The sequence below is a fragment of the Rothia gullae genome (assembly GCF_024294905.1).
In the GTDB taxonomy this organism is placed as follows: Bacteria; Actinomycetota; Actinomycetes; order Actinomycetales; family Micrococcaceae; genus Rothia.
Window position 1 is genome coordinate 25,719 of sequence record NZ_JANCOC010000014.1, and the last position, 15,985, is coordinate 41,703.

General features: G+C 60.2%; 11 protein-coding genes and 2 tRNA genes. 11 read left to right on the forward strand and 2 right to left on the reverse strand.

The features are described 5' to 3' along the window. Nucleotides 1-98 precede the first annotated feature (98 nt). On the reverse strand, nt 99-314 hold the full coding sequence (locus NML54_RS08070) for an RNA-binding S4 domain-containing protein (protein ID WP_254757353.1): 216 nt from the start codon (nt 312-314) through the stop codon (nt 99-101). A gap of 232 nt (nt 315-546) precedes the next feature. Here NML54_RS08070 and NML54_RS08075 point away from each other — a divergent pair, with 232 nt between their 5' ends. The 10 genes from NML54_RS08075 (at nt 547) to NML54_RS08120 (ending at nt 13,747) form a co-directional block, all read left to right on the forward strand. After that, nucleotides 547-1,926, forward strand: coding sequence for a glycine--tRNA ligase (locus NML54_RS08075; protein WP_005507052.1), 1,380 nt, complete (start codon nt 547-549; stop codon nt 1,924-1,926). A 128-nt stretch (nt 1,927-2,054) separates the two neighbouring features. Beyond that, the gene (locus tag NML54_RS08080; RefSeq protein ID WP_254757355.1) at nt 2,055-3,032 is read left to right on the forward strand and encodes a GNAT family N-acetyltransferase; all 978 of its coding nucleotides are present in this window, start codon (nt 2,055-2,057) and stop codon (nt 3,030-3,032) included. 187 nt (nt 3,033-3,219) lie between these two features. Next, the gene (gene dusB / locus NML54_RS08085) at nt 3,220-4,386 is read left to right on the forward strand and encodes a tRNA dihydrouridine synthase DusB (RefSeq protein ID WP_254757357.1); all 1,167 of its coding nucleotides are present in this window, start codon (nt 3,220-3,222) and stop codon (nt 4,384-4,386) included. A gap of 137 nt (nt 4,387-4,523) precedes the next feature. Then, nucleotides 4,524-6,632: a DNA primase gene (gene dnaG, locus NML54_RS08090; RefSeq protein WP_254757359.1), complete on the forward strand. Its 2,109-nt coding sequence runs from the start codon at nt 4,524-4,526 to the stop codon at nt 6,630-6,632. A 212-nt stretch (nt 6,633-6,844) separates the two neighbouring features. Continuing rightward, nucleotides 6,845-6,917 (forward strand) — tRNA-Asn (locus tag NML54_RS08095). Nucleotides 6,918-7,573: 656 nt separating this feature from the next. Continuing rightward, nucleotides 7,574-8,446 (forward strand): phage holin family protein, encoded by an 873-nt coding sequence (locus NML54_RS08100; RefSeq protein WP_254757361.1) that lies wholly within the window; start codon nt 7,574-7,576, stop codon nt 8,444-8,446. Between the two features lie 312 nt (nt 8,447-8,758). Then, on the forward strand, nt 8,759-9,964 hold the full coding sequence (locus NML54_RS08105) for a glycosyltransferase (protein ID WP_254757363.1): 1,206 nt from the start codon (nt 8,759-8,761) through the stop codon (nt 9,962-9,964). 115 nt (nt 9,965-10,079) lie between these two features. After that, nucleotides 10,080-10,153 (forward strand) — tRNA-Ile (locus NML54_RS08110). Between the two features lie 272 nt (nt 10,154-10,425). After that, a complete protein-coding gene (locus NML54_RS08115; RefSeq protein ID WP_254757365.1) occupies nt 10,426-11,523 on the forward strand; it encodes a hypothetical protein in 1,098 nt (365 codons plus the stop codon). Nucleotides 11,524-11,533: 10 nt separating this feature from the next. After that, nucleotides 11,534-13,747 carry a flagellar motor protein gene (locus tag NML54_RS08120; RefSeq protein ID WP_254757367.1) on the forward strand — a complete coding sequence of 738 codons (2,214 nt, stop codon included), beginning with the start codon at nt 11,534-11,536 and terminating at the stop codon, nt 13,745-13,747. 139 nt (nt 13,748-13,886) lie between these two features. On the opposite strand, the gene NML54_RS08125 is transcribed toward NML54_RS08120, so the two are convergent. Then, nucleotides 13,887-14,552 (reverse strand): M23 family metallopeptidase, encoded by a 666-nt coding sequence (locus NML54_RS08125; RefSeq protein WP_254757369.1) that lies wholly within the window; start codon nt 14,550-14,552, stop codon nt 13,887-13,889. A 444-nt stretch (nt 14,553-14,996) separates the two neighbouring features. Between NML54_RS08125 and rpsB the strand changes: the two genes are divergently transcribed. Further along, nucleotides 14,997-15,794, forward strand: a complete 798-nt coding sequence (gene rpsB, locus NML54_RS08130; RefSeq protein ID WP_254757371.1) for a 30S ribosomal protein S2 — start codon at nt 14,997-14,999, stop codon at nt 15,792-15,794. The last annotated feature ends 191 nt before the right edge of the window (nt 15,795-15,985 follow it).

Sequence of the window (15,985 nt, forward strand, 5' to 3'; positions counted from 1 at the left end):
ATGTGGCGCCCCGCCCCTGCTTAGTGAGGGGAGGAACGAGGACGAACGCCGTCCCTCGCATGTAGCCCTAACCAAGCACTAACCAAGTAGAGAGAGGACTAGTCCTCGTGCGCAACCTTCACGGTCACGCCGTTGAGGGTCACGGTGTCGCCGGGGTGCAGCTGCTTGCCGCGTGCTTCCTCAATGTCGCCGTTGACCTTTACCAGGCCGTGCTGAATGACCTCGCGTGCCTTCGCGCCGTCCTCTACGAGGTTGGCGAGCTTGAGGAACTGGCCGAGGCGGATCATGTCATCGCGAATAAAAATTTCTTCCATGCTCTCTAGTTTATCCCGCCGGGTGCATCCTGGTGTCCGGCAAAAATGGGGGAGTGGTGGGTCGGGTATGCATACCCAGGGGTGGGGTGGTGATGGTACCCTAGTGTCTTGCATCAAAAAGTGTGCATATTGCGCCGATGAGCGCGAATACGGGCGCCCCGTTCTGGGCGACGTCCCTTATGAACCCGAACTCACGCACGTCACAGCCGGTGGCGGGGCAGAAGGAGTAACTATGGCTGAAAAGTCCACCCTCGATAACGTTATTGCGCTCGCGAAGCGCCGCGGCTTTGTTTTCCAGGCCGGTGAAATTTACGGCGGTTCCCGCTCCGCATGGGACTACGGCCCCCTCGGTGCAGAGCTGAAGGAAAACATCCGTCAGCAGTGGTGGCAGCGTTTCGTCCGCTCTCGTGCGGATATGGTTGGCCTGGACTCCTCCGTTATTCTGCCTCGTGCGGTGTGGGAGGCGTCCGGTCACGTGGCGACCTTCACCGACCCGCTGGTTGAGTGCCTGTCGTGCCACAAGCGTCTGCGTCAGGATCACCTGCTGGAGAACTTTGAGGCGAAGAAGGGCCGCGCGGCTGAGGGCATGGAAGAGATTGCTTGCCCGAACTGTGGCACTCGTGGTGAGTGGACTGAGCCGCAGAACTTCTCCGGTCTGATGAAGACTTACCTGGGCCCGGTTGATAATGAGGAGGGTCTGCACTTCCTGCGCCCGGAGACCGCTCAGGGTATTTTCGTGAACTTCAACAATGTGGTCACTGCTTCTCGTAAGCGCCCGCCGTTCGGTATTGGCCAGATTGGTAAGTCGTTCCGTAACGAGATTACTCCCGGTAACTTTATTTTCCGTACTCGTGAGTTCGAGCAGATGGAAATCGAGTACTTCGTACACCCGGATGACGCTGATAAGTACTTCAACGAGTGGGTTGAGGATTGCTGGAACTGGTTCGTTGACCTGGGTATTAACCCGGATAACATGCGCCGCTTCGACGTTCCTAAGGAGGAGCGTGCACACTACTCGGCTGGCACTATTGACGTTGAGTACCGCTTCGGCTTCCAGGGTTCCGAGTGGGGCGAGCTGATGGGTGTCGCGAACCGTACCGATTATGACCTGGGTGTGCACAATGAGCACTCTAACGCGAAGCTTGAGTACTTCGACCAGGCTACCGGTGAGCGTTACGTGCCGTACGTGATTGAGCCGTCCTTCGGTCTGACCCGCTCCATGATGGCGTTCCTTGTTGACGCATACGTCGAGGATGAGGCACCGAACACTAAGGGTGGCGTGGATAAGCGCGTCGTGCTGAAGCTTGACCCGCGCCTGGCACCGGTGAAGGCTGCTGTTCTGCCGCTGTCGAAGAAGGCAGAACTGTCTGAGCCGGCAACTAAGCTGGCGAATGAGCTGCGCGGCCTGTGGAACGTGGACTACGACGAGGCGGGCGCTATTGGCCGCCGTTACCGCCGCCAGGACGAGATTGGTACCCCGTTCTGCATCACCGTGGACTTTGACACTCTTGAGGATCAGGCTGTGACCATCCGCGAGCGCGACACCATGAACCAGGAGCGTGTGGCTCTGGATCAGGTGAAGTCTTACCTGGCTGCACGCCTGGCAGGCTAAAAATAATTTATAACATGGTCGGCGGGTAGCTTCTTAGAGCGAAAGAGGCTACCCGCCGTCGTGTATTTGGGCTACCCTGGTTAGACTGATTGGCATGATTGACGCGAGCGAAGGAACGGTACACGGACATGGCTGAACGCCTCAGCGAAAAATTTGAGATTCGCCCTTGGCAGGAGGGTGATGACCTTGCCCTGCTTGAGATTTGGAACTCTGCCCGCAATGAGGTTGAGGAGCGCCAGCGTGGCCTCTTTGGCCCGGACAGTGACGCGCCGTTTAGCCGTACCCTGGTGGTGACTGTTTCCGGCGTGCCGGTGGCTGCGGGTACTGTGGTGGCTTCGCTGCTGCATCCGACGCGTCTGTGGTCCTATGTGGAGGTTGCGGCTGATCACCGCCGTCAGGGTATTGGTACTGCCCTGCTGGATGCGTTGCGTGAGATTGCGGCGGCGCACGGTCAGACCACGGCTCTGCGTGTGAAGTTGGCGCCGTTTAGTGACGGTGAGGAGTTCGCGCAGGTGGCTGGTATGAAGATGGTTCACCGTTCCCGTATGGTGCGTGTGGAGCCGGGTGCGATTCCTCCGGTGTCTTTGCGTGAGGACGCTGATGGTAATGAGACTCAGGCGATTGAGGATTTGGCGACCGGTTCGGTGGAGCTGACAGCCGCGCTGTGGGATTTCTACCGCCGCGCCCACGAGTGGGATGTTCCCGCCGAGGTGGGTTTGGGCACGGTGAACCGCTACTTCCTCTCGGATGAGGTGCGTGCTTTTGGTGCCGTGGTGCTTCGCGATCATATTCGTGAGGCTGCCGCCGAGGGTAAGAAGGGCCCGATTGTGGCGTTTGCGGTGAGCTACCACCCCTTCGAGACCGACCCGGAGGCAGCGCTGGTGAATGAGAACACCGCCACCGAACTGCTGCTGGGCTATGACTTCGATAATGAGGGCGCCGTGGAGGCGATTATGCAGGTGTTGTCCCTGCTGAGCGCTAAGTATCCGGTGCTGGTTGAGGTTGATGATGCCATGGAGGCGCTGGTTCAGGTGACTGACGTGCTGCTGCGTGCCGGTACCGCCTCGGTGGAGGGCGACCCGACCTATATTTACGTGACCGAGTAGGTTACTAGGTAGATTCTCGGTACCGAGCCTGCTGGCTGACTCTTGCTGAAGGGGCGGGGGAGTGGAATGCTCCTCCGCCCCTCTCGCGTACCTGCGCCTCCTCACGGTTGCTGAGCTTGCACTGGGCTCCTGTACCCCCTCAGCTGAGTCCGGTTCTCGATTTGCCCCCGTATGCCACAATATAGGGGTGAATTCTGAAGCACCCCGTCTTACCCTTCCGCCCCTGAAACTGGGCAATCTGACCGTTGATACTCCCGTGGTTCTCGCCCCGATGGCTGGCGTGACCAATAAGGCTTTCCGCCGCCTCTGCAGTGAATATGGCGGCGGCCTGTACGTTACCGAAATGGTGACTGCGCGCGCCCTGGTGGAGCGTAAGCCCGAGTCCATGCGCATTATTGAGCATGACCCGGACGAGAAGATCCGCTCCATCCAGATTTACGGTGTGGACGCGGTCAACGTCGGTAAGGCTGTGCGCATGGTCGTTGAAGAGGACCGTGCCGACCACATTGACTTGAACTTTGGCTGCCCGGCTCCTAAGGTGACTCGCCGCGGTGGCGGTGCCGCCCTGCCCTGGAAGACTGACCTGTTCACTGCGATTGTGCAGACCGCGGTGAAGGAGGCGTCCCGCAACGATATTCCGCTGACTATTAAGATGCGTAAGGGCATCGACGATGACCACATTACGTTCTTGGAGTCCGCCAAGATTGCTCGTGATGCCGGTGTCGCGGCGATTGCCCTGCACGGTCGTACTGCGGCTCAGCATTATTCGGGTAAGGCTGACTGGGATTCTATTGCGCAGCTGCGTGAGCTGATTCCGGATGTGCCGATTCTGGGTAATGGCGATATTTTCTCTGCCGAGGACGCGGTGCGCATGGTTGAGCAGACCGGCGTGGACGGCGTGGTGATTGGTCGCGGCTGCCAGGGTCGCCCGTGGCTATTTGGGGACCTGCAGAATGCGTTTGAGGGTTCGTCGGCGCGTATCCGCCCGACCCTGACTGAGGTGTCGGACATGATTTACCGCCACGCAGAACTGCTGGTGGAAACTTTCAGTGATGAGACCCGAGGCCTGCGCGAGATCCGCAAGCACGTGGCGTGGTACTTCAAGGGGTACCCGGTTGGTGGTGAGCTGCGCGCGAAGATGGCTCAGGTGCCCGACCTGGCGACGTTCCGTGAGCTGATTGCTCAGCTGGACCACTCGATTGGTTACCCGGGTGCCGCCGTTGAGGGCTCGCGCGGTCGCGCCGGCAGCCCCAAGCAGCCGCACCTGCCCGATGGCTGGCTGGATTCGCGTATCCTGGGGGACGCTGAGCGTCTGGGCCTGGTGGAGGCTGAGCTGGATATTTCCGGCGGCTAAACACCTGACTTGTATGCCGCGGCGTGCTGTTTGCGCGTCGCGGCGCATCCTTTTTATGAGCCTGTTCGTGCGCTATGTTGCCGCTCCTGCAACGCCTGCAGACGCTACCTGTTGACCCTCACCGTAGAATTGAGTTTATGGCTGGATTAATCCGCAAAGAAGACATTGACGAAGTCCGCGCCCGTACCGATATTCGCGAAATCATTGAAGGCTATGTGAGCCTCAAAAGCGCCGGTATAGGCACCTTCAAGGGGCTGTGCCCGTTCCACGACGAGCGCACGCCCTCCTTCAATGTGCGCCCGCAGGTTGGCTCGTACCACTGCTTTGGCTGCGGTGAATCCGGTGACGTGTACTCCTTCGTCATGGCGATGGAACACACCAGCTTCGTTGAGACGGTGGAGCGTCTAGCCGCCCGTATTGGTTACACCCTGCATTATGAGGGCGGTAAGCCCGGCGACCGCTACGAGGCGGGTATGCGCCGCCGCCTGCTCGACGCGCACAAGATTGCCGCCGAGTTCTTTGAACGCAACCTCTACGGCGCTGATGCTCAGGAGGCGCAGCGCTTCCTTGGCGCCCGCGGTTTCGACCCCGCCGCAACCCGCAAGTTCGGTGTCGGCTACGCCCCGCGCGGCTGGGACCACCTGCTCAAGCACCTTCGCTCCCAGGGCTTCACGGACGAGGAGCTGAAGGCGACCGGCATGTTCTCAGAGGGAAACCGCGGCCTGTACGACCGCTTCCGCGGCCGCATCATCTGGCCGATTCGCACCATCGCCGGTGAAACGATCGGTTTCGGTGCCCGCCGCCTCTTCGACGACGATCAGGGCCCCAAATACCTGAACACCCCCGAGACGCAGCTGTACAAGAAATCCCAGGTGCTTTACGGTATTGACCTGGCAAAACGCGACATGACCAAGACCAAGCAGGTCGTTATCGTAGAAGGCTACACGGACGTCATGGCAGCACATCTCGCCGGCATCACCACCGCCGTTGCCACCTGCGGTACAGCGTTCGGTCCCGGCCACATCAAGATGGTGCGCCGCATGATTACCGACGACGGCTCCGGCGGTGAAATCATCTTCACTTTCGACGGTGATGCCGCAGGCCAGAAAGCCGCCATGGCCGCTTTCCAGGAGGACCAGCGCTTCGTTGCGCAGACCTTCGTGGCGGTTGCTGAGAACGGCATGGATCCCTGCGACCTGCGCCTGCACAAGGGCGATGCCGCCGTGCGCTCGCTGATTGCTTCGCGCCGCCCGCTCTTTGAGTTTGCGATTGATTCGACCCTCGCCAAGTACGATTTGGCGACCCTTGAAGGCCGCGTGTTGGCGATGCGCGCTATCGCCCCGATTATCGCCGGCATTAAGGACCGCGACCTGCGCCCGGCCTACATGCGTAAGGTATCCGGTCAGCTCGGGCTGGAGCTCGACGAGATTCAGCGTGCCGTGGCTTACGCGCAGAACCACCCGAAGCTTTCTCGCTCCCAGCAGGTGGAGGCTCCCGCAACCGCACCGCGTTACGAGCGTCTGAACGAGGAGCCGCAGGGCGTGCCGGGCATGCCGGGATACGCGGGCACGCCGGGTTATACGGGTGTTCAGGGGGCAGTTCATGCTGACGCGCCCTACGACCCCGCCTACGATGCACCGCCCCCGGAAGATTACGCCGCACCCAGCGCCTACGCCGGGCAGAACGCTGCCGCGCACCCGCCGAGCAGCATTCAGCCCGCCGCACCCCAGCCGGAGGCGACCGCCCCCGCCGTCGAGGAGTTCCTCACCCCCGACCCGCGCGACCCGGTTGCCCGCCTCGAAAAGGCAGCGATCGAGATTGCCCTGCAGCACCCCGAGCTCATCAGCGTGGAACAGTGGCGTAACCTCGCCACCGTGCAGTTCCGCTACCGCACCCACCGGGAGGTGGCCGCCGGCATTATTCACGCGGCAACCGTCATGGCGCCCACCCCCGGCATCGAATGGATCAACTGCGTGCGCTCCGGTGCTGTGGAGGGTGTACACCCCACCATCGCGGAGCTCGCCGTCTCACCGCTACCGGTCAGCAGCGCTGAGCGTCTGCCCGGTTTTGTTACTGGTGCGCTCAATGCCCTGTTTGAACAGCAAATCGCTCGCCAAAAATCCGACCTGATGATGCGCCTAGAGCAGCTCAGCGCAAACCCCGACGACAAAGAGTTCGAAGCGGTACAGCGTCAGCTCCTCGAACTGGAAATGCGCCGCCGCCAGCTCAGCGCACAGCGCGGCTAAGCACGGTTCCTTGTGAATACCCCGGCTACCTGCAGAACCTCTACGTTCCACAGGTAGCTGGGGCACCGCTGGGTAGAAGCCTCTTTCACCACCCAAACCAGCCACACAACCCTAACGTGAGGCACTTCATAGCATTTCAAGTTGCGGAGCCCAAACAGCCCCGGTATAGTTATTACTCGTTGCAAGGGAAACCAGCAATGAAAACAAAATAATCCCCCGTAGCTCAATTGGCAGAGCATTCGACTGTTAATCGAAGGGTTACTGGTTCGAGTCCAGTCGGGGGAGCGCATAAAGCAAGAATCCTCAGGGCTCTGCCCTGGGGATTCTTGCTTTATCTGTTGCCCTGGCTCGAACCAGTAACCACTCCGCCATACGCAGGCGCTGGGGCGCCTGCTCCAGGCTCCGTCTGGTTCGAGTCCAGAGCAACAGTGGCATACGGGGTGGTTGAGATTTTTGGTTCCTCGCGCGCTCGGAAAATCTTCGCCTCGCTAGTTCGAGTCCAGTCGGAACGTTCTCTTCAAGTCATGAATCAGTAACCACTCCACCCTACGTGAGCGCTGGGGCGCATGCTCCAGGTTCTCGGGCTTACGCCCTCGGCGAGGCAAAGATACTTCACCCTGCAAAAATGTACCCTGCAAAAATATGAAATCTAACGCACAGAGAAGTTCTCCGCCCACACATGCCACACGCCCACCTAACGTACGGCGGGGGAGCGGCCCATCGGCATCCTCTCACGCCTACTCCAGCGCAAATCCACAGGCGCAACCAAACCCGGAAAGCTACGCCTGCAGCTCAATGCAGCCTCCAGAAAGTCGAAAATACCTGAAGAGATAGCGCAAACCCCCGCCCAAACGGTCACGCTGAGGTATCATAAGGGGCTAAACTATAGGAGGTGGAGTGCGAAAAAGAAGCCTCCAAAAACACGTCACGGAGAGGTGGTCATGACCACTACTACTAATCCCAAGGCACCTAAGCGTTTCTTTGCTGGCATCAGCGGGATTAAGTCCGGCGTCGCGAACATCATTGACGCTGGCAAAACCTTCAAGACCCTCGGACCCAGCCAGGTCAAGGACGAAATCCAGATTGCAAAGCACGAGCTGAAGACCAAGGGCATCGCCGTTGGTAAGGGCGCAGCCTTCTTCGGTGTCGCAGCAGTCTTCGGTCTGTTCCTGATTATTGCGCTGGTCGCCGCAGCAATCCTCGGCCTCGGCACCGTCATGCCCTACTGGGCATCCGCGCTGGTCTTCGCCCTCATCTTCCTCATCGTCCTGGCAATCTGCGCTCTGGTCGGTCTGAAGAAGGTCAAGGCACAGCTGCCGTTCAAGCCCGAATCCGCAATCTTCGGTCTGCTCTTCGACCTCGGTGTACTCAAGGAAGGTACCGCCATGTCTGCTGAGCGCCTGAAGAAGGAACAGGCAGAGCGTGCAGAGCAGAAGGCTAAGGAAGCTGAAGAAGCAGCAGAACGCGCACGTCAGGAAGCTGAAGAGCGCAAGGCGCGCGGTGAGGAAGAGCCCAAGCCGCCGACCTTCGAAGAGCTCAAGCAGCGGACCGCAGAACGCCGCCAGCACCTGGCAGCCCTGCGCGACGACCTGCAGTCCTACACCGGCGACGTTCAGAACAACACCCAGCAGGCTCTGGACGCTCTCAAGGCAGTGCCCTCCGAGGTTGCCGCAGGTGCAGCAGCTACCGGCCGCGGCCTGGCAGAGAACGTGCGCAAGCCCGAGGTTCTGCAGGCACGCTGGAAGTCCTTTGCAGCACTGGGTGTATCCATTGCAACCGTCCTGCACTTCCTGAACCGCCTGGTTCGCCGCTAAACACTGTTCGCCGCTAAAACCGGTACAGGTTTAATGCCACGCATCCAAACGCCCCGATACGAGTATCGGGGCGTTTGTGCCTCTACGGGCAGGTTGTCGACTTCTGTCTCAACGTGAGGTTTAGAGATAACTCCCAGCCAAAGCCGCCCGCCACAACTCGGAGAAGGGCGCAGCTCACAGGTAGAATAGACAAGTGCTGTACGTACTGGACCCACCCGGTGCACGCGGCAGACAGAGGCAGAAGCGGCGCACCGTCGCACCTGAAACCCCAAAGTCACCGAGATACACTACACCCCGATGAGGAGCCCCGTCATGGAACAGGCAAAGACGATTCTGATTGGCGCAGAAACCTACCCGCCGGACATCAACGGTGCAGCACAATTCGGTCACCGCCTCGCCACCTCCATGCTCAAGCGAGGCCACTCCGTACACGTGGTCGCCGCCAGCCCCATCCCCGGTCCCAGCTACCGCACCGAAGTAGAGGGCGGCATCGTGGAGCACCGCCTGCGCTCGCATCTGCCCCCGACCCACGAGACGAACCGCATCTGCGTGCCCTGGGAGATTTGGTCCGAGGTCGGCGCAATCCTTGACGAGGTCCGTCCGGACGTGGTACACGTGCAGTGCCACTACATTATTGGTCGCGCCCTCATCTTCCAGGCGAAGCGCCGCGGTATCCGTGTCATCTCCACGAACCACTTCATGCCGGCGAATCTTGACCCGTTCCTGCCCTTCCCCTACGCAGTGAAGCGGGTGATTGAGAAGGTCACCTGGAAGGATATGCGTTTCTGCTTCTCTAAGACTGCGGTCGTTACCACCCCCACCCAGATTGGTGCGGATGCGATGCGCGACCTGGGTCATTTTGACCGCCCCGTCATGCCTGTTTCTAACGGTATTGAGATTAGCGATTACGAGCTGGCTGAGGGTGCTGACGCCGGCAAGGTTCCCGGTGAGCTGCGTATCGCCTTCGTGGGTCGCCTTGCCGAAGAGAAGAACGTGGACGTGCTCATTGAGGCGCTCTCCCTGCTACCCGATACCCTCGAGCACGTGGTGCTGGATATCGCCGGTGGTGGTGAGTTGCGTGAAGCTCTCGAGCAGAAGGCACACGATTGCGGCGTGTCCGACCGCGTGATTTTCCGTGGCTTCGTTCCAGATGAGCATCTGCCCGAGGTGTACCAGATGGCTGACGTGTTCTGCCAGCCCGGTACCGCCGAGCTGCAGTCCTTGGTTTCCCTGGAGGCGATGAGCGCCTCCACCCCCGTGGTGCTTGCGAACGCGCTGGCTCTGCCGCACCTGGTGGAGGACGGTGTGAACGGCTACCTCTTCGAACCCAATAACGCTCAGGATTTGGCGAAGAAGCTGGAGGCTGTGCTCTCCCTGCCCGCCTCTGAGCGTGAGCAGATGGGCCGCGAGTCCCGCCGCATCGTGGGCTTCCACAGTGCTGAGAACACCTGGCGCACCTTTGAGGAACTGTACGTGAGCGACGCTCCGTACCAGCGTTACCTGGATTCGCGCCGTTAAGCTTCTCTAGATTCTGAGCGTTGAGTAGGAGTAGAGTGTTTTTCGTTCTCAGTCGCCGTTCATGTACTCTAGAGAATGGTGCTGACGCCTATTGCGCGCCGTCACTGCACCGGATGGGGAGTTAGCTCAGCCGGTTAGAGCAGGGGACTCATAATCCCTTGGTCGCGGGTTCGAGCCCCGCACTCCCTACGGCCCCGCCTGTCGACTTCACCCACTTGTCGGCGGGCGGGGCTTTTTCGCGCCCTCTTTTCGTGCTCTTTTGTCGTACACTCAGGGCGCTTATTTTTGTGCATGGCATGCATCACCGGTGATGAAAATGAGTAAATGACGAACGAAGACGCACCATAGCGTTCTATACGGTAGGGTTGAAGAGTCTTGTCACGAAAGACAGCGCGATGCCGCCGGTAGATGCCGATTCAGCCGGTAGGTGTTGCTTCCACACACCATACGAGAGGATCTCAATGTCGGAGAACACTCCCACCAACTCGTCGCAGGGTGTAGCCGGCGGCTACGGCTACGATGCCGGTGCACACCCCGCGCAGGACGCTTCGCTTCCGGGTCAGGCTGCTCAGCCGGGTAATGCAGCTCAGGCTGCTCAGCCGAGCCAGCCCATGCAGTCGATTCAGCAGGGTAATGTTGTTCAGTCTGCCGCACCGGTAGCACCGCAGCAGCCCGTCCAGCCGCAGCAGGCGCCTCAGCCCGCTCAGGTAAACGCTAATGCGCAGCCGAATGCTGAGGCTCAGGCAGCCCCCGCGCAGCCCGGCCAGCCTGCCGCCGCACCCCAGCCGGGTGCCGCTCAGCCCGGTACTGCTCAGCCCGGTATTGCGCCTCAGCCCGGTCAGCCCGGCCAGGCAGTCTACGCGCCGAGCGCACCGCATCCGGCGGTGAAAGCACTGGGTGCCACCTGGAACGCGTTCTTGGACGTTTTCTCCAGCAACCCGGCAACCGCGCACGCCCGCATCTCTTCCGCAGGTGCGTGGGGTTGGATTGTTCCCACGACTCTGCAGGCTCTGGTGGGCGCGTTCTTCTTCAGCCAGCTGGTTATCCTGGCTGCCACTGTCGCGATGTCCATGATGGGCTATATGTACGGTCGAGGCGGTGCCTACGGTGGCGCCTACGCCTCGCAGGCTGTGCCGACCGGACGCATGATTCTGGCGTACGTGCTGATGGCTCTCGCCATCTTTGGTGTGCAGGTTCTGCGCGGTGTGCAGCTGCAGCTGACCGCGCGTATCGGCAAGGCACCGACTACCTTCACCGCAAGCATGCACGCTGTGTCGGTGTCTTCTCTGGTGCTCATTCCTTCGTTCCTGGTGCTGAACCTGCTCGTGTTCTTCATGACCCTCAGCCGTAGCAGTGACGGTGCGTCCTTCCTGACCATGCTCATTGCCCTGGTGCTTGCTTTCGCCGTGTTCTCGGGCGAAGCTCTCACCTACCTGGGTCTGAACCGTCTGGGCCGCTTCGCGAAGTCCCCGATTATCATGCATGCAGCGTTGAGCACTGCTTGGGTTTTTGCCTCCATGATTGTTTACTACGTCGCTATTCGCCTGATGGGAGCCTAGAATGCACGTGATGACTCACGCCTCGAGCGCGCCGGCTCGTCAGCGCTGGATGTTCCTGGCGGTTCTGCTGACCATTGCCGCCCTGATTCTGAGCGCCTGCGGTGCGAAGATTGAGACCCAGCTTGGCCTTGAGAGTACTGAGAAGGGTACCCGCACTATGCAGGTTTCCTTTAATCTCAAGGACAATAAGGACAAGATTAAGGGCGGTCCGGAGGCTCTGGATGCCTCTATTCGCAAGCATCTGCCGAGTGGACTGGAGTACGGCGGTATCCAGTCCGACGGTGACAAGGCGCGCGCTACCCTCACTATTCCCTTCTCCTCGGTGGAAGAGTACCGTACCAAGGTAGCTTCTATCCTGAAGGCAGCAGGCTCCGATATTGACCCGCAGATCAGCATCATTAACTCCGAGCAGGGCCTGGTGCAGGGTATTCAGGTGAAGGAGAACTTCACGTCGAAGAACCTGCTGGGTTGGGTCCCTGAAGCTCTGGTCGTGGATGGTGTGGTCTCCTCCTCTGACAAGAACAACGTATTCACCAGTGACGGTGACACTACCGTGAAGCTTGGCGATAAGACGGTAAAGAACTCCGGCGGTTCCACTATCTCTGCGAAGGACGTGCAGGACCGTGGCTTCAAGGTGATGGTTCTTGAGCTTCAGGAAAAGGAGGGTGGCTACTCTGCTACTGCCTCCTTCGTAGCGAAGGACATCATGAACTCGGAGACCGCCGCTGCGGTCGACGCCTACCTGAACCAGGTCAAGCCTGAGGGCTCCGAGCTGAAGAAGGGTCTGGAGTCTTCCCAGGCAACCTACATGGCTCCATCTGCTTCTACCAGTGCGGCGAAGGAAGAAGTGGGTCGTACCCTGACCTTCAGCGCATCCTCCCTGGACGACCTGAACACTAAGCTGAAGAAGCTGCTGGGTGCAGGTACCACCGATTTGAGCTACACCCGAGAGGTCAAGGAAGAGTCGAAGACCTTCTACGTGCGTAAGACCATGAAGGGTGTGCTGGACTGCTCGCTGCTGTGCTCTCCGGAAGGCAACGGCCTGGAAGTCATCCTGAAGGACAGCTCCGACCACAGCTATCAGGTTGATAACACCGGCAACTCTGGCTCTTCCTCATCGAAGAGCGTCCTTCACCTGAGCCGTTACCTTTCGCAGCAGGTGACTATGAAGGGCATGAAGGTGGCTACCTCCCTGGGCCTGGACGGTTCCATGGAAGCACGTTTCCTCTACTCCTTCCCGAGCTCTGACGTAGCTGGTGCAGAAGAGGCTCTGAAGAACGCTTTTGCTGGTGGCAGTAATGACGAGACTGAGGTCCGCCAGGATGGCGACGCCACCATCGTGAGCGTGAAGGTTCGCGGTAAGGACCAGAACGAGTTCAACCAGCGCCTGAACGAGTACCTGCCCGATTCGAAGGTGACCGTCACCCGCCCCGGTGGCTACCACCCCTTCGGCAGTGACTACACTCTGAAGCCGGATATTAAGCTCGCTCAGAAGCTGGGTAACTACTACCGTGTTCCTTACGAACTCATTTTCAAGGCGCCGACCTTCTCCTCGCTGGACCAGCAGAAGGTGAACACCCTCAACTATGATTTGGCGCGTGCCGGTGTACAATTCACCGTCAACGGTGGCGAGCTGAGCGTCAAGAGTGAGAACGGCGTGTTTAGCGGTAACGCGTTGACTATTCCGGCTTCCGGTCTGAGCATGACTGACGTGATTGTGGATGCGGTTATTGTGGGTCTGCTGCTGCTCATCCTGGTTCTGCTCTTCCTGTTCCGCAAGAAGATCGCGGCGGCTCGCGCGAAGGGCCGTGAGCGTCGTGCTGCTTCGGCTGCGGCACTGGGCGCGGCGGCGGGTGTTGCGACCGGTTACGGTGCAACCCAGGCAGACGTACAGAACGGTTACCAGGCACAGGGCGGCTACGCTGCTCAGAATGGTTATGCCGCTCAGCCCGGTTACCAGGCACAGGGTGGCTACCCAGCGCAGAACACCGCCTACACTGCCGGTGATGATTCGCCGACTCAGGTGTTCACCCCGCAGCACGGCGTGAACTACGGTGAGAATGAACCGACCAAGGCAATGCCGGCGTATGTCCCTCCGACTGAGCAGCCGGTTCAGCCCACTCAGCCGGTTCAGTCCGGTCAGACTGCTCAGCAGCCTGCACAGCCCAACCAGCCCGTACAGCCGAACCAGTTCGGTGCTGATGACGGTGACATCCTCCAGTAAGCAGCTGCCTCTAGCGCCTACGCTAGTGGGCACAACTTAGGCTGGATCCTGTGGCCCGTTGCCTCCTTCCCCTGAGGTGACGGGCCACAGCTGTACCCGCTGAGCGCCGGTACCCGCGCCTAATAACCAGTACCCGCGCCTAATATCCGCCCGGTACGGGAAGTAGAATGCTCGGTTCCTTCGACCCCAGCAGGCCCATGGGGTTGATGTACTCGGCGGTCTTGCCGCTGCCGTCCCCGCGGGCGCCTCCCTGTCGTACGCCCCAGTACAGGCAGGGAGCGGAGCATCGCCGGTAGGGGCGCTCGCTGTTGCCGCTCGCCGTGACGGCGACGGTGCCGATGACCTCACCGGCTGCCACTGTGGTGCCCACAGGGAGTGCTTCGTCCATGGGTTCGAAGGTGCTGCGCCGCCCATCCGGATGCGCAATGACCAGTACTTTGCGGTTGACGACCGTGCCGCTAAAAACCACTTTTCCCGGCGCCGGTGCGTAGACGCGCCGGTCGTTCTCGGGTACGGCAAGGTCTACGCCGCGGTGCCCGGGGCTCCAGCGTTCGGCCGGTTTCTCAAAGGGGCGGATCACCCGCGGTCTGGATTCGGCGGTGGGGGAGCGGTACCGTACTCGGCTCGCGGTGAGCTCAACGGTGTGGGGAACGTGTGCGCTGCTGGGGGCCTCCGCATTTGAGGCGGTACCACCGGTAAAACCTACCCCGCCCGTAACGCCCATCCCACCCGCACTCACGAGCACACCCAGCAGGCAGCACGCCGTCAGCATCGTGCGCCGTAGCGTTCCCTCTAATGTCTTCATGTTCTGCTTCATCTTCTGAGCACATCACGAATCGCCCCGCCGCGCAGCGCCTTACGAAAAATTGTGGATAACCCCGCCGTTTTCGCCTTAAAATCCTTTATCCACAGTGCCCCTGCACACACCCGCCGCGCCTGTGCAGGTTTTAACCCTAATCCGGCGGATTAATCGCGGAATATACGGTACAATGTCGTATTGCAGTGTGCCTGCGCGGGTATTCTCCCTCTTCGAGGGGGCCGCACAGCATCACTGACGACGCGCGGCGTGAGCGGCATCCTCAAACGGGGAGCCGATAAGGGACCTTCGGTCCACCCACACGGGGTGGTTAGGGCCTGAGCTGAACGGGTAACCGTAAACGCTAACCGCCGCCAGGAAAAACTGATAACTACTATGCGCGCGTTGGGCTAGCCCGAATGGGAGGTCCGCGCGCACCACAAAGGAGACGACATGCCCGTCGTAACTATGCGTGAAATGCTGGACTCCGGCGTTCACTTCGGTCACCAGACCCGCCGTTGGAACCCCAAGATGAAGCGTTTCATCCTGACCGAGCGCAACGGCATCTACATCATCGACCTGCAGCAGTCCCTCGCCTTCATCGACAAGGCATACGAGGCTGTTAAGTCGACCGTCGCACACGGTGGCAACATCCTGTTCGTGGGTACCAAGAAGCAGGCTCAGGAAGTTATCGCTGAGCAGGCAACCCGCGTGAACATGCCCTACGTGAACCACCGCTGGCTCGGTGGTATGCTGACCAACTTCAGCACCATCTCCAAGAGCATCGAGCGCATGAAGGAACTCGAGCAGATTGACTTCGACGATGTAGCAGGTTCTCGCTACACCAAGAAGGAACTGCTCCTCATGCGTCGCGAGTTCGAGAAGCTCGAGAAGACCCTCGGCGGTATCCGTAACCTGTCCAAGGTTCCCTCCCTCCTGTGGGTTGTTGACACCAAGAAGGAGCACCTGGCAGTTAACGAGGCTCAGAAGCTGGGCATCCCCGTTGTTGCTATCCTCGACACCAACTGCGACCCCGACGAGGTTGCTTTCCCGATCCCCGGTAACGACGACGCTATCCGCTCTGTCAACCTGCTTACCCGCGTGATTGCTGACGCAGTGGCAGCCGGCCTGATCGAGCGCAACGCTAAGAAGACCGGCAAGGCTGAAGCAGCTGAGGAGCCCATGGCAGCTTGGGAGCGCGAGCTCCTGGAGCAGCACGAGGCTGCACAGGCTGAAGAGGCAGCTAAGTAAGCTTTCTTAGCCCACTAAGCTTTATGCTTTGTGGCCCCCGCCTGCGGGGACCACGTTCGGACGGCGCCCCCCCCCCCCAGGGGGGGGGGCGGGGCCCCCCCCCCGCCCCCCCCCCCCACCATAGGCGCAGTTGGCGGGCCCCCCCCCCATTTAAGGGCAAAAAATAAACCAAAATTTACTAATTTTGGCAA